Genomic DNA, 21,844 nt, shown 5'->3' with positions numbered 1-21,844 from the left:
TTAAACCAAGCTATGTATGCTCCTGTTGAAACATTTGATATTTTTATACCATTATTCAAGGTTTCTTGTGATACATTGGTAAACTCTTGCACTATTTGACCACGCATATCTACTATGGACAATTTATCTATGGATGTATTTAGTTTTTTTCCGTACAAGGTATTGGTTGTTCCTTGGTAGTATATAAAGTTTTCTGTAATGATTGCTTCTTCGGCACTTAAACTTTGTTGTTTTGATTGGAAAACAAGCTCAAATCTGGTATTAAACTTTCCTTGTGCCGATGTAAATCTATATGCTGTTCCTTGTTTTAAATCAAAATAGGTATCAGTTGCATTGTCTCTTAAATAAATTTCTTGATTTTCATCGATACTTTCAAATTCTGTTGCCTTAATTTCAAAAGTATTATTACCTGATGATTTGAAGTTTAATGGAATTACTTTATCATTGGTTATAGGACTATAAGCCTGCATTAGCATATTTTTCCCATCTAAATTCAGATTAAAATCGTTGTTATTTGCTTCCAAGTTTTCAGCATCATAACCGTAGTCAAAGCCATCCGATGTAAGGTTACTAAAGCCTAATAATATTTCTCTTTTAGTTTTTGGTCCAACAACTGTATTATACTCCATACGCATTTTTTGCATATTATCTGACTGATTTACTGTGGCTTCTGAGTTAGTTTTTGATTGACTTTTATTAGATTTTGAAAAAATCGAACCATTATTATATGTTCCATCTGCATCAGTTTCTTTTATAAACACACGCTGATTATTGTTAAAAACAACATTTCCATTGGCTATAACTTCTACAATGAAGCCTTGCCCAACGGGCAAGTATTTTGAAGGTGGCATTGTACCTTCTTGTGCTCCTGTTGTAGCACCATAAATGCCAACAAACTGAGATGCTCTTACCGAACCTAACTTATTTACTTGAGCATAACCACCTTGATATTCATCTAGATAGTGCGAGTTTCCACCCCATTGCTGCCATAAATTTAATGTGCCACTTATAACGCTTCTATTGTCATCAATAAATTTATGTACATCTAAAGCTGATGGATATGGGTTTCCTAATAAAAATTCTGTTTTAGAAACATTTGACACCGATCCTGGACCTCCTTTATCTGTAACTTGCACTAAAATAGTACCGTTATTTGGTTTGCCTTCAAAAATATATTGTTGTTGTAAACCTGCATTTCCTGTACCTTTTTGAGTATAACCAACACCAGATTCTAATGGTATGTTTGGCTTTACAGAAGCCCAATCCCAATAGGTTAGTCCATTTTTATAACTGTACAACCAATAAGTACTTATTTTTCCTGCTTGATTATAAGCTGATGTAAATGCCATATTAAACCCTGTTTCATCCTTTAACATGTTTAATGTAAATGGTGTATTATTAATATTATTAGTTGATGAATTATTATCAATTAAACTTGTTGCTTTTTGTGTTCCTATAGGAGATGACCAATAATTATATCTAAATGCATTGGATGTACCTTCTTGACGACGCAACAGTTTACCAGTAACAGAGGTTACTAAATCGCTCGTTTTGGTTTGAATTAATTGAGAATCGTTTTTTAAATCTAACGTTCCATTTAATTCAAAATACCAACTGTTAAATAGTGCATTATCGCCATTTACAGTAAATGTTTTTTCACTATCAATTATTAGTCCTATGGTTTTAATAGAACTTTCTGTTGTAATGTTATTTGATATTTTAACTATGCTATTATTATTAATTGCATTTTCAACATCCCAAACATCGCCATGTAACCAAATTTCTTTACTTCCCCATTTCCCATCAAAACCAGTAACATACGGCATTGGTGCTGTTTGTTCTAAAATGGTTCCTATATTATTTAATTTTAAGTCGTAATCATTTTTAGAAAAATCGGATGTACTATTGTTTTTTATATCGGTCATAGGATAATAAGCTATTAAACTTTCCCATGATATTTTGTTTTTTGTATCATTATCAGTAATATCTTTTGCTATTACAGTACCTTTTACAAAACCACTATTGTTTTCAATTTCTTGATAAACCATTTGTTGTATTTGACTGTCTGTTAACGCTTTATTGAACACTCTAACCTCATCTATATCACCTTTAAAGTATTCGCTTTGTGTTTTTTTGTTAGAAAACCTACCTATTTCAAATATGTTACTTGCATCTGAACTTTGGGTTAAAGATGCTCCTTTTCTAACACTAGAAGAATCCATTAAATTTCCATCAACATAAAGTTTTAAAATACCTGTTTCATTTGAATAACTACCTGTAATATGATGCCATTCATTATAATTAATACTACAGTTTGTACAATCGCCTATTTGTTTTACTGTGTTTTTTTCTATACCAACAGTAAACATAGGTTTGTTGCCATTTTTAAGCCATAATTTACAAGCTACATCTTCGGCAACAACGGTTATGTTTTCTGTATTTCCAGTATCAGACTTTACCCAAGCCATTATTGTAACTTCGCTTAATCCTGTAATGAATGATTTTCCTGATAAATAATCGTCTTTACCATCAAAATACAACATAGCAAAAGGTGGCACATTTGATAATGTAAAAACGGCATCTCTAAAATCTACATCGCCTTCATCATTAACATCTGCATCTGCGTCTGGCAATAAACTAGGGTCATTAATATTTCCATTTACATCAGCATATCCTGTTGTTGTGTCTATACCATCATCAAGCCCATCATAGTCTGAATCTTTTCCTGTAAGCGTTAAACCTGCTTCTTCCGTATCATTTCCTCCTTCATTATCAGAATCTAAATCTAAATAATCAGGATTATCTGTTCCATCAGTATTCACTGGAATTAATCCTGAAATATAATTAGTATCAACACCAAACACGTTTACAGTACCCGAAGGTGCTACATAACCAATGGTTTTTTGTGCTTCAATATTATCTGGGATACCATCGCCATCACTATCTAAATCTAAATAGTTTGGTATATAATCCATATCATCTATACTTTCTTTTAGTATATAATTTACAGTGCCACTATTTGCTGATTTTTGAACTGCATTTGGTATACCATCTGAGGCTACACTTCCATTTACAACTCCGTTTGTATGAGCCTTTCCGTGGCCAGCTTCTTCTGCATCTAAAATACCATCGTTATCACTATCTAAATCAAATATATTTGCTATTCCATCGCCGTCTGTATCTAAATTTGAGTTTGCAACTTTAACTAAACCTTCATCAAAATTTGAATAATTAGACATGGTTACTACGTAAGAATATGTTCCAGGATTGAGCGTAACTTTACCTTGAACCAACGTCCATGGTGTAGCTGAAGATGAACCGTTTTGAATTGGAATTGCAATAGTTCCTGTATCTGAAACTAAATTAGCACCCATTTTTTTGTTTCCTACACCTAAGTAAATTGCTATTTTGGCCGTTGCAGTATTGTTATTATCTCTAGGTGAAAAATAACCTGAGTAAACAATTTCTGTCTTATTGTTTATGGTAAAAGATTGATATATATCTGCATTACCATTAATATCAAAATAATGTTGATTAAAGCCTACGGTATTTGTGTTTACATTAGCATCAAATGGTGGTCCGCCATTTCCATAGTTATAAGCACCTCCATTTACACGTACAATATTTGGAGTACCTCCAGAACCTAGTTCTCCAGGAATAAGAATCCATGGTAATATGGTTGTTGTATTTACTCCTTCAGCTGCTTGGTTATTACCGTTTACTGTGGTTGGTACATTTTCAAAACCACCATAGCTTAAAATGTTATTTTCATCTGTATCTAAAATACCATCATTATCATCATCTAAATCTACCGAATCAAATATCCCATCGCCATCAGTATCAATATCTGGACTAACCGTTTCTTCTTTAGCTGTAAATTTTATTTTGTAATCTTCTATTTCGCCTGCTTCGTAGTTAAAATCGCATGACGTGAAATTTGTATTTGTACCTGTTCTTAAACCAATTCTTAATATTGAATTCCCCGATTTAATTGTTTCAGAAATTGGAATACTTATAGGTACTTCTATAATTTTATTTCCTGACTTATTATTTTTATCTTGAAATGTGAATAAAAAACGTTCATTACTGTCTTCAAAATCATCATCTTCACTTTCATTAAAATTAAACCAAACAGCAACTGTATTTTTATCTGTATTCCAGCCGTTTAGCGTTATACTTACTATACCTTCAACGGTTTTTCCTACTGATATATTGGCAGCTGTTAATGAAGAAAAATAGGTATAACCACCTGTTGAACCTGTACTACTGTTGTTTATAGTTTCTATTTTAACGTTGGAAATATAATTAACGTTAAAACTTCCTATATTTTTTGGTGTACAATATTCAGGTTGTTCATCATCACCTCCTGGATTAGAATTATTATCGGATATAATATTAATTTTATAATCTTCCAGTTCCCCAGCTTCGTAGTTATAGTCGCACGATGTGAAATTCTCTTTTTTACCTGTTCTTAAACCAAATCTAATTCTTGAAACTCCAGATTTTGCATTATTGGGTATTTTTATACTTATTGGTACATCTACAATTTTGTTGCCTGAAGTATTATTATTGTCTTTAAAATTGAATATGAATTGCTCTCCATTATCTTCAAAATCGTTGTCATTATTATTAAAGTTTACCCATACAACAACTGTATTATGGTTTTTATTCCAACCATCAATAGTTACACTTACAGTGCCTTCTATGGTTTTATCAACTTGTACATTTGCTGCTGAAACAGATGAATAATAAGTATAACCTCCTGTAGAACCAGTACTTTTATTGTTAATACCTCCAAATGAAACGTTTGAGATATAATTGGTGTTAAATGATCCAACATTTTGAGGGGTACAATATTGTGCATTTATATTGCCTGTTGAAAGAAATGCAAAAACAACAAATATTAAAATACCATAATTCGAGTTAGTGTAATTTATCTTCATAGGTTAAGATTTTATCGTTTCTCTTTTGAGAATTATTTTGAAGACAACTTGGGGAAGTTACCTACAAAACACTAAATTATTGGTTCTAAGTAATAATTTTACACAACAATATTATTACTTAATATTGACTAAGCCAAATAAAATGGGATATTTTTTCCGACAAAAAACCATTTTATACGATTAAATGATTTATTTTGTAAGAATATTATTGTTTTTTGATTTTAATTTAGTGTACTTAATTAAAAAAAATCTTCTTTTGCAGCATTACAAAAGAAGAATTATGATGATTAGATTTATTTAAAAACTTTTAATTTACTATAATCTTTTTAGTAATAACCTGTCCTGTTTCTGCCTTAAACCAAGCTATGTATGCTCCTGTTGAAACATTTGATATTTTTATACCATTATTCAAGGTTTCTTGTGATACATTGGTAAACTCTTGCACTATTTGACCACGCATATCTACTATGGACAATTTATCTATGGATGTATTTAGTTTTTTTCCGTACAAGGTATTGGTTGTTCCTTGGTAGTATATAAAGTTTTCTGTAATGGTTGCTTCTTCAGCACTTAAACTTTGTTGTTTTGATTGGAAAACAAGCTCAAATCTGGTATTAAACTTTCCTTGTGCCGATGTAAATCTATATGCTGTTCCTTGTTTTAAATCAAAATAGGTATCAGTTGCATTGTCTCTTAAATAAATTTCTTGATTTTCATCGATACTTTCAAATTCTGTTGCCTTAATTTCAAAAGTATTATTACCTGATGATTTGAAGTTTAATGGAATTACTTTATCATTGGTAATTGAACTGTAAGCTTGCATATTCATGTTTTTGCCATCTAAATTTAGATTGAAGTCATTATTACTTGCGTCATCACATTCAGCATCATAACCGTAGTCAAAGCCATCTGATGTAAGTTCACTAAAACCTAATAATACTTCACGTCGCATTTTTGGCCCTACTACCGAATTAAACTCTAAACGCATTTTTTGCATTACATTGGCTTGCTCTATTTCGGTTTCAGAAGTACTCTTAGATTTTGAAGTACCCGACTTTAAAAATGTAGAACCGTTGTTATAAGTACCATTTGCGTCTGATTCTTTAATGAATACACGTTGACTGTTTTTAAAAACCACGTTGCCATTGGCAATTATCTCGGTCATAAACGCTTGTCCAACTGGCAGGTATTTGGTTGGTAATATTGTACCATCTTGTGAACCATTATTTGCTCCATAAAACCCAACAAATTGAAAAGCTCTACACGATCCTAATTTATTTACTTGTGCATAACCGCCTTTATATTCATCTAAATAGTGAGAATCTCCAGCCCATTGTTGCCATAGTAGTAAAGTACCATTTATAACACCAACATTATCGTCTATAAACTTATGAATATCTAAAGCAGATGGATAGGGGTTACCTAAAAGATACTCTGTTTTTGAAACCGAGGTTACAGAACCTGCTCCACCTTTATCGGTTACGTTTACTAATATTGTACCGTTATTTGGCTTGCCTTCAAAAATATATTGTTGTTGTAAACCAGCATTACCCGTTCCTTTTTGTGTGTATCCAACACCAGGATTTAGGTTAGTAGTAGGGGTTATGGATACCCAATCCCAATAGGTTAAGCCGTTTTTATAAGTGTATAACCAAGTTGTACTTATTTTACCTGTTTGATCATAAGCAGATGTAAACTGAAAATTAGTTCCTGTTTCATCTTTTAACATATTTAGCTTAAACGGAGCATTGTTTGTGTTGTTTGTTGTTGCATTATTATTGGTTAAGCTTGTTGTTCCTATTGTTCCTACTGGTGATGACCAATAATTATATCTAAATGCATTTGAAGTTCCTTCTTGACGACGCAACACTTTACCTGTTGCCGAGGTTACTAAATCGCTAGTAGTGGTTTGAATTAACTGTGAATCTCCTAGTAAATCCAAAGTACCATTCAGCTCAAAATACCATGAATTCTCTATAACATTATCACTTTGAACTGTAAGGGTTTTTGATGAATCTATAACTAAACCTAAGGTTTTTATAGGATGACAAGCAGTAATATTGTTTGCTATTTTAATAATACTCCAGTTTTTATTACCAGCTATATTTTCAATATCCCAAACATTTCCATTTAACCATGTAGATGTTGATGTCCATGCACCATTAGATGCTGTTACATAAGGCATAGGTGCTGTTTGCTCTTCTATTGTTCTTATATTATGCAATCTTATAGTACGCCCATAACTAGAATAATCTAATGTTACACCAGTTTTTATATTGGTCATAGGATAGTATGCGAGAAGTTTTGCCCAAGGTATTTTATTAGATGTTGCTATATCAACAATATCTTTATTAACAATTTTTCCTTTTACATAGCCAGAATTGTTTTCAATTTCTTGATAAACCATTCTTTGTATTTGGTCTTTAGTTAGTAGTGAATTAAAAACTCTAACCTCATCTATATCTCCTTTAAAATATTGCCCATGTGTTAATTTATTTGAAAATCTACCAATTTCAAAAGTGCCATTAGCGTTTGAATTTACTGCGATTGCAGCACCTGTAATTCCTGTATCAAAAGTATCAATCAATTCACCATCTACATAAAGTTTAATTAAACCCGTTGTGCTTGAAAAACTACCTGCTATATGATGCCATTCATCAAAATTTATAGCAGAGCAACTACAACTACCTGCATATTTAACTACATTCCCAGAGGTTTTTATTTTAAAAGTTGGTCTGTTTCCGTTTTCTAGCAGTAATTGGCAAGCTGTATCTTCACCAGCAATGACCATATTTGCAGAATTTCCAGTATCAGATTTAACCCACGACATAATAGTAACATCATTCAACCCATTAATAATTGAGGTTCTAGATAAATAATCATCAACACCGTCAAAATCTAGTGTTGCTATAGATGGTGGATTTCCATCAAAATAATCTCTATAATCTAAATCACCACCAATAAATCTATCATTATCTACATCTGGTAAAATAGTTAAATCTGAAGGGTTTTCTATATCTTCATTTACATCTAAAATAACATCCATTATACCATTGGTTTCAAACACATCATAAAGTCCATCTCCATCAGCATCTGTGGGTGTGAATGAATTTGCCATACCATTTTCTTGTATATCGGGTATGTTATCATTATCCGAATCGAGATCTAAATAATCATAAATTCCATCTCCATCTGTATCCACTAAATTCATTAGATTTATCCCTCCTAAACTAGGATCATATACATCGTCTAAACCATTATTGTTAGTATCGGTTATAGCAGCACCTAGACCACTAGGAGGAACATAACCAATTGTAGGTTGTGCTTCAACATTATCTGGTATGCCATCATCATCAGAGTCTATATCTATGTAATCAAAGTAGGTATCTCCATCTCTGTCTAAACATGCAATTGTAAATCCTTCATCAAAATTCATGTCATTATCCATACTAACTACAAAAGAATAAGTTCCTGCGGGAACTTCTACTACATCTTGAAAAAGTTGCCAAGGTGTATTTGCAGAACTACCGTTTATAGGTGCCACAGTAAAAATACCACTATCAGCGACAAGTGTTCCTGAACCTCCTAGACTTCCTGTAAATATTCTTATTTGGGCTGTACCCGTTAAGCCATCTCTTGATGAAAAATAACCCCCAAAAGTTAATCGCGCATTGTATCCAACATTTATTACTTGATAAAAGTCGTTTGAGCCCGAAGCAATATCTAAGTAATATTGATTTACTCCTGCGCCTGTTAACGGATTAGCATCTTCAAAAGGACCTCCGTTGCCATAATCATAGCCTCCAGTGCCATCTACTTTTACAATGTTAGCTTGATTTCCTGATCCTAATATCCACGGAGAAATATTAACGCCAATGTTATTACCATAATTAAGACCAGTTTTGTTATCAAATCCACTGTCTTTCAGCAAGTTTTGACATTCTATATCATCAGGAATACCATCATTATCATCATCTAAGTCCGTTGAATCTATAATACCATCACCATCAGAATCCTGTGAATAAGTATAGCCTGAAATTAAAAGTACAGCAAATAGCAATACTTTAAAAAGTAGTTTTGTTTTCATTTTGTAATAGATTTGGGTGAATCTAAACTAACTTATATTCAATTAGTTACATTATTTATTCGTTAAAAACTCAAAATTACTCTACAACGGTTGTCTTTTTGCAAAAATAACCGACGAAATACATATTGATTATCAAGTACTTACGTATTTTAAACCAATATAATACATAGTTTGAATCTATACTTGAGGGAAGAAATATTCAATCTATAAAATCAAAAAATTAACTATTTTGACTAAATAATTGCGCAATAATAAACTAAAAAATCGACAAAACCTAATAAAAATCAGACAAAATGCTTATTTTGTCGACAAAGAACTTCTTTCCTTGTAAGAAAGAAGAATTTAGCGGTTAATAAAATTAAATAAGATAACTTACAACATCTTCAATTTTAGAAATTAATTGAATTTTTATACCTGTATTTTTAAGCGAAATTTTATTGTATTTCGATACAAATATGGTTGAAAACCCTAATTTTTCAGCTTCTAAAATTCGTTGTTCTACTCGCTGTACTGGTCGAATTTCTCCTGAAAGTCCAACCTCAGCAGCAAAACAAACATCTTTTTGTAATGCAACATCTTCATTTGATGATAATATAGACGCTACAACAGCTAAATCGATTGCTGGATCATCTACATTTATTCCGCCAGTAATATTTAAAAACACATCTTTTGCACCCAAACGAAAGCCTGCACGCTTTTCTAAAACAGCCAATAACATATTTAATCGTTTGGCATTGAAACCAGTAGCACTACGTTGTGGCGTACCGTAAACTGCAGTGCTTACTAAAGCTTGCACTTCAATCATCAAAGGTCTCATACCTTCTAAAGTTGCAGCAATGGCGTTTCCGGAAAGTTCTTCGTCTTTTTTTGAGATTAAAATTTCAGACGGATTTGAAACTTCTCGCAAACCAGAACCTTGCATTTCGTAAATACCTAATTCGTTTGTAGAACCAAAGCGATTTTTATGGGCACGTAAAATTCTAAAAACATGGTTTCGGTCGCCTTCAAACTGCAAAACCGTATCAACCATATGTTCTAAAATTTTAGGTCCTGCAATGTTACCATCCTTGGTTATATGACCAATTAATAAAACTGGTGTTGCGGTTTCTTTTGCAAATTTAATTAGTTCGGTAGTACATTCTTTTATTTGTGAAATGCTACCTGAAGATGATTCTATATAATCGCTATGAAGTGTTTGAATGGAATCGATTATTACAATATCTGGTTCTAAAGCTTCAATTTGTTTGAAAATATTTTGCGTTTTTGTTTCAGTAAGAATGTAACAATTATTGTTGTTTGGATTGATGCGTTCAGCACGCATTTTTATTTGTTTTTGGCTTTCTTCACCCGAAACATATAAAGTTTTATATGGTAATTTTAATGAAATTTGAAGCAATAACGTGCTTTTTCCAATGCCTGGTTCTCCTCCTAAAAGGGTTAAACTACCTGGTACAATGCCGCCACCAAGTACGCGGTTAAATTCGCCATCAAAAGTATCTAATCGAGCTTCATTAGACACATCAATCTCCTGAATGCGTAATGGTACAGCTGCTTTTTTTACTGCTGAAGTTGGTGATTTCCAATTGCTTTTTTCAGGTGTTTGAATTACCTCTTCTACAATGGTGTTCCACTCTTTACAAGCATTACATTGCCCTTGCCATTTAGCATATTGCGAACCACAATTTTGACAGAAAAAAGTTGTTTTTACTTTGGCCATTAATATTTTTGAATTGGTATTTGAAATTTTAGTATTTGAATTTTAATACCCAAAATCAGCTTTAATAGCATCGGCTTTTTGAAGCATTAAATCTTTTGTTAAACCTGCTATTTCCTCTAAAGTAAAAGCACTTTGATAGGTTCTCATGGCTTTTTTAGGCTCGTTTGTATTTTCATAAAACCGTGCTAAATAATAATTACCTAACATTGTTTTTGGATATTCATCGCGTGCTATTTTACCTAAAGCTTCATAATATTCAAATTTTTCTGTTTTTTCAATAGCTGCAGAAATGGCTTTAAAATCGTTAATTAGAATTGGTTTTTTTATGCCAAATAACTCATATATCGTTTTATATTTTTCTTGAAGATATTCTACTGGAGAACCATCTAATTTTAAAATAGTTTCACTGTATTCGTCTTTACTTATTGGCTGAAATACTTTAAAAATAGCTTCAATAGCATTTGGAATAGCATGCGTTGGCACCGAATAATGTGATGGTTTTTCAAAATTATTGAATTTATACAATAAATTTTTATTGTCTATAGCTGAAATATCGGTATTTAAAGCATCTGTCATCTGTTTAACTGAAGCAGTATCGTTGTTTGTATTTGCTAAATAGTAAAAAGTTTTAGATTGAATTTTGCGTAATACTTCTGGCAAATAATCAAGCATTTTTGGAGCTAGTTCTGGACTAATAACTACATAACCTTTAAAAATTGGGTCTGGTTTTAGTAAATAATAATTGATGAAATTTGCTGTTTCTCCGTGCCCAACGGCAACTCTAAAATTTGATGCTTTATACTTTTTTTCTATATGTGGAATAAGCTCCATACCTATAAATTCAAAAAAACGTGCGCCAGTTTCAATTGGCAATGAGTTTTGCTCTGAATACATACAATCTTCATAACGTTTATCAAATTGATTAATGCCAACTACTATAGCTTCTGGCATATCTTCCCAATAGGTATAATAATCTACATTTCCTGCTACGGCTTCAAACATGTAATCGCCATCTAAAACAATAAATAACGGATACTTTTTAGCATCGGTAGCACTGTAACCTCGCGGTAATTGAATTTTAATTTCTCTGGTTTGCCCCAACCTTACAGATTCGAAGGTTTCGTATTTTACTTGCGCATTATAACTATTTAGGGTGCAAAAAATTAATAAAATAGAAAGTAAATGTTTCATCCTATAAAATGATTTGAGATTTATAACGCAAGGTATGAAATTACTTAAAACTAAAAAAAGGGAATTGGTCTTTAGGTTTTGGGACTTGTTCTGTTATAAATTGGCAAATAAATTAAGGATAAACCACCAAAAACAATAATCATAAGGGTTTGAGATGCCCACATAATCCATCCGCAAGCTATACTAGGTTCTTCTGCAATTCCAAAAATTGAAAACGCTGCATAAACCGCTAACGGATACGAACCAATACCTCCATTTGTGGCTGCAATGCTAAAACTAGATGCAATAAAACCTATTAATATAGCTCCTGTAGTTATACCTTCTAAATCTTCAATAGCTATAGATGTTACATAAAACATAAGTATGTACATAGCCCAAATAAAAAGTGTATGGAAAATAAATGCCCACTTTTTCTTCATTTTAAAAACACTTAAAGCACCTTCTAATAAGCCATTTATAAAAGTTCTTATTTTAACTGCGAGTGTTGATTTTCCTCTTTTTATAAATCTAAAAAAGATTATTAGTGATAAAATTAAAATGCTTAAAGCTATTAAGATTTTAGTTGCATCAAATTTTTCGACAAAAAAGCCATAAATAAAATCGAACTGAAGAAATAATGTAACAAGTATTATAAAAAACATTACAATTAAATCGGCAATACGTTCTGCTACTATAGTACCAAAGCCTTTTTCAAAAGGTACATTTTCATAATTAGAAACTATTGTTGCTCTGGCAACTTCGCCTGCTCGTGGTATGGTGTAATTTATTAAATAGGCAGCAAAAACAGCCATAACACTATTGCTAAACTTAATGTTATACCCCATAGGTTCTAACTGAAAACGCCAACGATAGGCACGTGATAAATGACTTAAAAGCCCTAAAAAAACACCAAATAATATCCACCAATAATTAGATGCTATAAAATAACCCCAAATATTTTGTAAAGAAACTTTAGATAGTGTATAGTACACTAAAAAAACTCCCAGTAACAATGGGAGTATAATTTTTAAAGCTTTTTTTATGTTTTGGCTCATACAACTATTGTAACAAGTTTGTGGCTTCGTCTGGAAAAACTAATGATGGTTTAAATGTTTTTGCAACTTCTATATCCATAAAAGCATATGTAATAAGAATTAGCGTATCGCCCACCGAAACTTTTCTTGCTGCTGCACCGTTAAGGGTAATTTCACCACTTTTTCTAGGCCCTGGAATGCAATAGGTTTCTAAACGTTCGCCATTGTCATTATTAACTATTTGTACTTTTTCACCTTGAATTATGTTGGCGGCATCCATTAAATCTTCATCAATAGTAATACTACCAATGTAGTTAAGTTCTGCACCGGTACATTTTACTCTGTGAATTTTAGATTTTACTACTTGTATTTGCATGTGGCAAAGATAATTAATTTAGAGCGATATTATCTATTAGTCTAATATCATCGGCATATACTGCTATAAACGCTCTATATTGCTTATGGTTTGATTTACGTTTTATTGTTTTTAGGGTTGTAGCATCGGCAATTATAAAATATTCCAACTTTAGTAAGTTATGGCTTGCAAACTGTTTTTCAACCCATTGCGATACAGTATTAGCACTTTTTGTACCAAATTGTGTTTTGGCTGCTGTTAATGTTTTGTAAATAAATGGTGCTGCTTCCATGTATTCTGGCTTAAGTCTGGTATTGCGTGAGCTCATGGCTAAACCAGAATTTTCTCTATATATAGAACAAGGAACAATGTTTACAGGCATGTTGTGTTTTTCAACCAGTTTTTTTATAATTTGAAGTTGTTGAAAATCTTTTTCACCAAAATAAGCATTATCTGGTTTTATAATATTGAAAAAGCGTTTCACAATAGTACCAACGCCATCAAAATGACCAGTTCTAAATTTACCTTCCATTTCAAACTCCAACCCGTCAAAATCAAAAGTTTCTGATGTTGTTTTTTCACCATACATATCTTCAACCGTTGGCGCATATACTAAAATAGTATTCTCGTCTATGGTTTTTAGCAACTCTACATCACTTTCTAACGTTCTTGGGTATTTTACTAAATCTTCTTTATTATCAAACTGTGTAGGATTTACAAAAATGCTAACCACAACATAATCGTTATTTTTTAATGCTTTTTTCACCAATGCCAAATGCCCTTCATGCAATGCTCCCATGGTTGGAACCAATCCTAAAGTAAGTTTTTTAGCCTTAAAAATATCAATTGCAGCTACTATTTGTTGTTTTTCTGTGTAAACTTCCACGTTTTAATATAAATTTAACGGGTGCAAACTTAAGATTTTACAACCAATCTGCATAAAATTTTGTACTTTTGCGTGTTTTTTATTTTGAATTTCAATAAGAAACGTGTTTATGTGTTGGGCTTTTTCAAATTTATTTTCTTTTAAAATTGTTAAAAACCCAATGAACATGACCATTAAAAGTCAACAAAAGCAAACATATGAAAGATAAGAGGATATTATATGTATCATCTGAAGTAGTACCTTATTTACCAGAAACTGAAATTTCTTCAATGTCGTTTGAAGCACCAAGATTGGTGAATCAACAAGGTGGTCAAATAAGGATTTTTATGCCTCGATACGGCAATATAAATGAACGACGCCATCAACTACACGAAGTTATCAGACTTTCTGGAATAAATTTAGTGATAAACGATTTGGATATGCCACTCATTATTAAAGTTGCATCTATCCCTAAAGAACGTATTCAGGTTTATTTTATTGATAATGATGAATATTTTAAAAGAAAAGCAACCTTAACTGATGAAGACGGAAAATTATTTCCAGATAATGATGAGCGCGCTATTTTCTTTGCAAAAGGCGTAATTGAAACAGTTAAGAAATTAAATTGGTCGCCAGATATTATTCATGTTCATGGTTGGTTGGCATCCTTATTACCTATATACTTAAAAGAATATTACAAAGACGAACCATTATTTAACGAAAGTAAAATAGTAACTTCTGTATACAATCAAAGTTTTAACAATACGTTAAATAAAGATATGCATAATAAAATTAAATTTGACAATCTTAATGAAGATGCTATTAAAGTACTTGAAGAACCTTCATACATTAACTTAATGAAAGTTGCTATTGATTATTCGGATGCATTAATAGTAGGTTCAGAAGATATCCCTAAAGATTTAGAAACCTATTTAAAAGCGTCGAATAAACCCGTTTTAGAATACAAAAGTAAAGATGAATTTGGTGAAGCTTACAAAACATTTTTTAACAACAGCGTTTTAAGCTAAACCTATACATTCATTTCAAATTTATATGAAGAAGACCATTAAAGCCCTTAAATTTTCCTTAGTATTTTCTCTACTTTTAGCCTCTTTTTTAGCTTGCGATAAAGATTTTTCAGTTATTGAAAGCAATGTGCTTGGAGAGCAAAACGCAAATTTTTTTACTGATAGTGTAAGTTTTCAAATAGCAGCATACAACAAAAAACTTGAAGCTTTGCAAATTAACGGCTTATCTTCAACGTTACTTGGTGTTTATAACGATCCTGCTTATGGGCAAACCATAGCTAGTATAGTTACGCAATTAGTACCATCTACTTACGCTCCAGATTTTGGCGATAATCCTGTTATCGATTCGGTTATATTAACCATTCCTTATTTTAATAGAATTACTGGAACAAATGAAGATGGCAGCACAAAATATACTATATTAGATTCCTTATATGGTAGAAAATCAGACGGTTCTGTTAAGCAATTCAAATTATATATTTACCAAAATAAATATTTAATTAGAGATATCGATCCTTTTTCAAACACAAACGAAAGACAAAACTACTTTTCAAAAGCCGATGGAACGGTGCTTAACGGCAGCTCCAACATAAACTTTGATTCTCCATCGCTTAAAGGAAATTTAGTTTATGCAACCGACTCTATTGTACCTAGTAGCAACCCAACAAAAACTAGTATTGGTACTGGAACAAATAAAGTTACAACACAATCTGCACCTGCATTGAGAATTAAATTACAAAATCCTTTTTGGAAAACAGCAATTATTGACCAAGAAGGCTCTTCCTCTTTAAGTAGTGCAAGTGAATTTAGCAACTACTTTAGAGGCTTGTATTTTAAAGCCGAACCTTTTAATGGTGATGGTAATATGATTTTATTAAACCTAGCATCTACAAACGCAAATATTACAATATACTATTCCAAAGATTCTTCTGTTGCTGGTGAAAAAACACAAGCCAGTTACGTTTTAAGATTTACTGGCAATATTTTAAACACTTTTAATAACGATTATAGTACTGTACCATTTTTAAACGGCGATAGAACTACCGGAGATGAAAAACTATACTTAAAAGGCACTGAAGGTTCTATGGCTGTTGTAGATTTGTTTAGTGGTGCAAATGCTTTAGAAACATTTTTAAACGATTACAGAATTCCGATTGGAAATGGTAACTATAAAAAAGATGCCAATGGCAACTACATTTTAAAACGCTTAATAAACGATGCACAACTAATTGTTTATGAAGATGAAACAATGCCAACACAAGCAAAATACACTAATGGCGATGACTACCATAAATATGATAGACTCTATGCGTATGATATAAAAAACAATATTCCTGTTGATGATTATTCATCAGACCCAACAGTAAATAATACATCAGCACCATACTTTTCAACTTATTTTCATTTAGGCTTACGCAATACCAATGCTGCTGTTTCAAAATACAAAATTCATTTAACCGAGCATTTAAATAACATATTGTTAAGAGATTCAACCAATACAAAATTAGGTTTAACACTATCTAGCAATGTAAACCTAGTTGGAAATGCTAAAATTTTAAATAGTACAGACGAAGTAACATCTGTACCAACTGTTAGTATTATAACACCAAGAGGCACTAGACTTTACGGAACAAAATCAAATGTTCCGGCCAATAGAAAGATGAAATTAAAGATTTTTTATACAAATACTAAATAGTTTCTGTAAAAAAAATGAACTTTATCGTATAAATCAAGAACTTCATATAATATTTATCTGTCGTTAGTATTTATTTTACATATTTGCTTTGAATTTTAAAAACCCCAAAAAATCAAAAAATTAAATTATGTGTGGAATTGTAGGATATTTAGGAACTAGAGACGCTTATCCAATTATAATTGAAGGACTTAAGCGATTAGAATATAGAGGTTATGATAGTGCTGGTATTGCACTTTTTGATGGTACAGATTTAAAAGTTTGCAAAACAAAAGGTAAAGTTTCAGATCTAGAAACACTTGCTAGTAAAGAAATAACCAAACACGGTAACGTAGGCATTGGCCACACAAGATGGGCAACACATGGTGTGCCAAACGATGTAAACTCACATCCACATATTTCCAACTCTGGCGATTTAGTTATTATTCACAACGGTATTATTGAAAATTACGATTCGTTAAAACAAGAATTAAAATCTAGAGGTTATACCTTTAAATCGGATACAGATACCGAAGTTTTAATTAATTTAATTGAAGACGTAAAAAAACAAGAAAATGTAAAACTTGGTAAAGCGGTTCAAATTGCATTAAATCAAGTTATTGGTGCTTATGCCATAGCTGTTTTCGATAAAAATAAACCAGAAGAAGTTGTAATTGCACGTTTAGGAAGTCCACTTGCTGTAGGTGTTGGCGAAGATGAATTTTTTATAGCTAGTGATGCATCGCCGTTTTTAGAATACACTAAAAATGCTATTTATCTTGAAGATGAAGAAATGGCTATTATTAGATTCCATAAAGGCATAAAAGTTAGAAAAATAAAAGACGATTCTATAGTTCCTGCATACGTTCAAGAACTTCAATTAAACCTTGAGCAAATTGAAAAAGGTGGTTACGAGCATTTCATGTTAAAAGAAATACACGAACAACCAAAAGCAATTACCGATACATACAGAGGTCGACTTTTAAGAAACGAAGCCATTATAAAAATGGCGGGTGTTGAAGATAATATGAAAAAGTTCTTAAACGCCAATCGTATTATTATAGTTGCATGCGGAACTTCATGGCATGCAGGCTTGGTTGCCGAATATATTTTTGAAGATTTAGCAAGAATACCTGTTGAAGTTGAATACGCATCAGAATTTAGATATAGAAATCCTGTTATTTCAGAAAATGATATTGTTATAGCAATTTCACAATCTGGTGAAACTGCCGATACTTTGGCAGCAATTAAATTAGCAAAATCAAAAGGGGCATTTGTATTTGGTGTTTGTAACGTAGTAGGTTCTTCTATAGCTAGAGAAACTGATGCTGGTGCTTACACGCATGCTGGTCCAGAAATTGGCGTTGCTTCAACAAAAGCTTTTACAACCCAAATTACAGTATTAACTTTAATGGCGTTGCGTTTAGCCAGAGCCAAAGGCACTATTAGTAGTTCAGACTTCCGTCAACATTTATTAGAATTAGAATTAATTCCTAAAAAAGTTGAAGAAGCTTTAAAATCTGATGCCCATATAAAAATGATTGCAGATATTTATAAAGATTCTCGCAACTGTTTATATTTAGGAAGAGGTTTCAATTTTCCTGTAGCACTTGAAGGTGCTTTAAAGCTAAAAGAGATTTCATACATTCATGCCGAAGGTTATCCAGCTGCTGAAATGAAACATGGTCCAATTGCATTAATAGACGAAAACATGCCTATTGTTGTTATTGCTACCAAAAAAGGTCATTATGAAAAAGTTGTAAGTAACATACAAGAAATAAAATCTAGAAAAGGAAAAATTATTGGTATTGTTACAGAAGGTGATGTACAAGTTAAAGAACTTGCAGATCATGTTATTGAAGTTCCAGAAACTTTAGAGTTTTTATCACCATTATTAACTACAATACCATTACAATTACTATCATACCACATTGCGGTTTTATTAGGAAAAAATGTTGACCAACCACGTAACTTAGCAAAATCTGTAACTGTGGAATAAACCACAAAAAAAATATTTGTTTCATAAAATAAATCCTCATAATTTACATCTGTATTATGGGGATTTCTCATTTATCAGCATAAATTTTACATATAAAGTATTTTTTTGTGTCATTTTTTGTTAATTTTATACTATGCATGCATAATTTATTTCCATTTTTCTTTAAAATAAGAATTAATATATATATATTGTTTCACTAAATACTAACTAAATAAAATAAATGAAAACAATTCTCCCTTTATTACTATTGCTGTTTTGTGGTATATCTTATTCACAAACAACAATTTCTGGGTCTGTAACAGACGATAATAATCAACCCATTCCAGGAGCAAACGTTATTGTTGTTGGAACGTCTACAGGAACAGTGACGGATTTTGACGGTAATTTTACACTAACATTTAATCAAAAACCACCATTTAATGTTCAAGCAAGTAGTGTCGGTTTTGAAACTGTTACAATACAAGTTACTTCCAATAATCAAAAATTAAGTTTTATTCTTAAAGAAGGCACATCCTTAGATGAAGTTGTAATTTCTGCTTCAAGAACGCCAGAACGTATTTTTGAATCGCCAGTAACTGTAGAGCGTTTGGGCTTAAAAGAAATTAAAAACACTGCTTCGGCCGATTTTTATGATAGTTTAGAAAACTTAAAAGGTGTAGATGTTAATACAAACAGTTTAACATTCAAATCTGTTAACACACGTGGTTTTGCAACTTTTGCAAATAACCGCTTTATGCAATTGGTTGATGGTATGGACAACTCTACTCCTGCTTTAAATTTCCCTATTGGTAACCTTGTAGGTATGGTTGAAACAGATGTACAAAGCATTGAATTATTACCAGGTGCATCTTCTGCGCTATATGGCGCAAATGCCTTTAACGGTATTTTGTTTATGCAGAGTAAAAACCCTTTTGATCATGCTGGAATAAGTGCATACTACAAACAAGGCATAACTTCTCAAAAAGCCGCTGGCGATAACCCTTATACGGATTTAGGGTTTCGTGCAGCATACAAGTTTAGCAATAAATTTGCTGGAAAAATTAATTTTGGCTACTTGAAAGGAACCGATTGGGCTGCTAATAGTAAAGAAGACAAAAATATGGTTGGCGGTACAAGAGCCAACAATGTAAACTATAACGGTTTAAATGTTTACGGTGATGTAGTTTCAACAAATATTCGAGCAGCAGCTGGCGGACTTGGTATTGTTCCTAATGTATCTGTAAGTAGAACAGGTTATGATGAAAGTGATTTAACCGATTACAATGCTGAAAGTGTTAAAGCAGATTGGGGTTTATATTACAGACCTTTTGAAAATGACTTTGAAATATCGTATGTAGGTAAAGTTGGTACAGGTTCAACCATTTACCAAGGCACTAACAGATATTACATTAATGGCTTTTTTCAAGAACAACATAAATTTGAAATTAAAAACAATAATTTCTTTTTAAGAGGTTATGTTGTTGGAGATAGTGCTGGCGATTCTTACGATATGGTTGCTACAGCAATTCAAATTAACAGAACTTGGAAAAGTGATGCCCAATGGTTCGGAGACTATATTAACACCTATGTTGGAGCTACTTTTTCAGGTGCTACCGATGCAGAAGCTCATGCAGCAGCAAGAGCTGTAGCAGAAAACGGTCGTTTTGAACCAGGTTCACCAGAATTTAAAGCAGCATTTAACAAAAGTATTAATGATCCAGATATTTTAACGGGTTCTAAATTTCAAGATGCTTCAAAATACTATCATGCTGATGGAAATTACAATTTTAGTCACTTAACTGATGTAGCTGATATTCAAATTGGTGGTTCATACAGAAAATATAGCTTAAACTCTTCAGGAACAATTTATACTGATAAAAACGGTCCAATTGATTATTCAGAATTTGGTGTTTACACACAAATTCAGAAAAATTTAGAGTTAAATGAAGCCTTAGATTTAAAACTTACAGGTTCTATACGATATGATAAATCTGAATTTTTTGATGGTTTTCTTTCTCCTCGTATCTCGGCAGGTTTAACTGTAAACCAAAATCATAATATAAGAGCATCAGTTCAAACTGGTTTTAGAAACCCTACCACACAAGACTTATTTATAGGGTTAGATACAGGTGTATATGTTTTAGCAGGTTCTGCACCAGATAACTTAGATAGATACTCAAGACCCTATGACGTTAGTGCTTCTGGCCAATTATTAGGTCAACCAGCCACTGTTACACAAACAGGACGTGCAGGTTACGAAAATTCATATACCGCTGCTTCTGCTTTAGCTGCTGCAGCCACAGGAAACTCAGCGCTTTTACAAGTAGCAAATCCAGATATTGTTAAGCCAGAACAAGTTAGTTCTGCTGAAGTTGGGTATAGAGGTAAATTCAGTAACTTAATTGTTGATTTTAGTGCCTACTACAACAAGTATAAAGATTTTATTTCACAAGGGCGAGTTATAGCTCCACTGTATGGAAATGTTATTAGTGATAGTGCTACTGCTTTTGAAGCAATAAAAAATAACGATTATCAAGTTTACGGTACTTATACAAATGCTGAAGCAGATGTTAACTCTTACGGTGCTTCAATTGGATTATCTACTAAAGTTTTTGGCAACTTTGATTTAAGCGGAAGTTATACGTATGCTAAACTAGACTTCGACCAAGCAAAATACCCAAGTTTTGTAACTAATTTCAATACACCAGAACATAAATTCAAAGCTTCTTTTGGAAATACTGAGTTATTTAAAAACTTTGGATTCAATATTGCTTACAGATATAGTGATAATTATTTTTGGGAAGGCACTTTTGGTGATGGTGTTGTACCAGAATTTCATGTGGTTGATGCTCAAATTAACTTAACAGTACCTAGTATGAAATCTATTTTCAAGGCAGGAGCTACAAACCTTACTGGAAAAGAATATTACACTGCATATGGAACAGGATACATAGGTTCTATGTATTATGTATCATGGACAATTAACAACTTATAA

Annotated in this window: 11 protein-coding genes; 4 read left to right on the top strand and 7 right to left on the bottom strand. The window is 32.0% G+C overall.

Annotation, left to right across the window (positions count from 1 at the left end; all coding sequences use genetic code 11):
* The 7 genes from ACFQ1R_RS11540 to panC all read right to left on the bottom strand — a co-directional run.
* On the bottom strand, nt 1-4,943 hold a 4,943-nt coding region (locus ACFQ1R_RS11540; protein WP_379926377.1), incomplete at its 3' end, for a LamG domain-containing protein.
* A gap of 307 nt (nt 4,944-5,250) precedes the next feature.
* The gene (locus ACFQ1R_RS11535) at nt 5,251-9,030 is read right to left on the bottom strand and encodes a LamG-like jellyroll fold domain-containing protein (protein ID WP_379926376.1); all 3,780 of its coding nucleotides are present in this window, start codon (nt 9,028-9,030) and stop codon (nt 5,251-5,253) included.
* Between the two features lie 358 nt (nt 9,031-9,388).
* On the bottom strand, nt 9,389-10,747 hold the full coding sequence (gene radA / locus ACFQ1R_RS11530; RefSeq protein ID WP_379926375.1) for a DNA repair protein RadA: 1,359 nt from the start codon (nt 10,745-10,747) through the stop codon (nt 9,389-9,391).
* Between the two features lie 42 nt (nt 10,748-10,789).
* A complete protein-coding gene (locus tag ACFQ1R_RS11525) occupies nt 10,790-11,938 on the bottom strand; it encodes an alpha/beta hydrolase (RefSeq protein ID WP_379926374.1) in 1,149 nt (382 codons plus the stop codon).
* Nucleotides 11,939-12,009: 71 nt separating this feature from the next.
* Nucleotides 12,010-12,972 carry a lysylphosphatidylglycerol synthase transmembrane domain-containing protein gene (locus ACFQ1R_RS11520; protein WP_379926373.1) on the bottom strand — a complete coding sequence of 321 codons (963 nt, stop codon included), beginning with the start codon at nt 12,970-12,972 and terminating at the stop codon, nt 12,010-12,012.
* A gap of 4 nt (nt 12,973-12,976) precedes the next feature.
* Entirely contained in the window at nt 12,977-13,327 is a 351-nt protein-coding gene (gene panD, locus ACFQ1R_RS11515) for an aspartate 1-decarboxylase (RefSeq protein ID WP_379926372.1), read from the bottom strand.
* Between the two features lie 13 nt (nt 13,328-13,340).
* On the bottom strand, nt 13,341-14,192 hold the full coding sequence (gene panC, locus ACFQ1R_RS11510) for a pantoate--beta-alanine ligase (RefSeq protein ID WP_379926371.1): 852 nt from the start codon (nt 14,190-14,192) through the stop codon (nt 13,341-13,343).
* Between the two features lie 197 nt (nt 14,193-14,389).
* Here panC and ACFQ1R_RS11505 point away from each other — a divergent pair, with 197 nt between their 5' ends.
* The 4 genes from ACFQ1R_RS11505 (at nt 14,390) to ACFQ1R_RS11490 (ending at nt 21,844) form a co-directional block, all read left to right on the top strand.
* A complete protein-coding gene (locus ACFQ1R_RS11505; protein ID WP_379926370.1) occupies nt 14,390-15,199 on the top strand; it encodes a glycogen/starch synthase in 810 nt (269 codons plus the stop codon).
* A 25-nt stretch (nt 15,200-15,224) separates the two neighbouring features.
* On the top strand, nt 15,225-16,895 hold the full coding sequence (locus ACFQ1R_RS11500) for a DUF4270 domain-containing protein (RefSeq protein WP_379926369.1): 1,671 nt from the start codon (nt 15,225-15,227) through the stop codon (nt 16,893-16,895).
* A 127-nt stretch (nt 16,896-17,022) separates the two neighbouring features.
* The gene (gene glmS / locus ACFQ1R_RS11495) at nt 17,023-18,870 is read left to right on the top strand and encodes a glutamine--fructose-6-phosphate transaminase (isomerizing) (protein ID WP_379926368.1); all 1,848 of its coding nucleotides are present in this window, start codon (nt 17,023-17,025) and stop codon (nt 18,868-18,870) included.
* A gap of 220 nt (nt 18,871-19,090) precedes the next feature.
* A complete protein-coding gene (locus tag ACFQ1R_RS11490) occupies nt 19,091-21,844 on the top strand; it encodes a TonB-dependent receptor (protein WP_379926367.1) in 2,754 nt (917 codons plus the stop codon).

Origin of the sequence: Mariniflexile jejuense (assembly GCF_042675665.1) — a bacterium.
GTDB classification, from domain to species: domain Bacteria; phylum Bacteroidota; class Bacteroidia; order Flavobacteriales; family Flavobacteriaceae; genus Mariniflexile; species Mariniflexile jejuense.
Note: the sequence above shows the minus strand (reverse complement) of the source record. Positions and strands in the feature narration are given on the sequence as shown.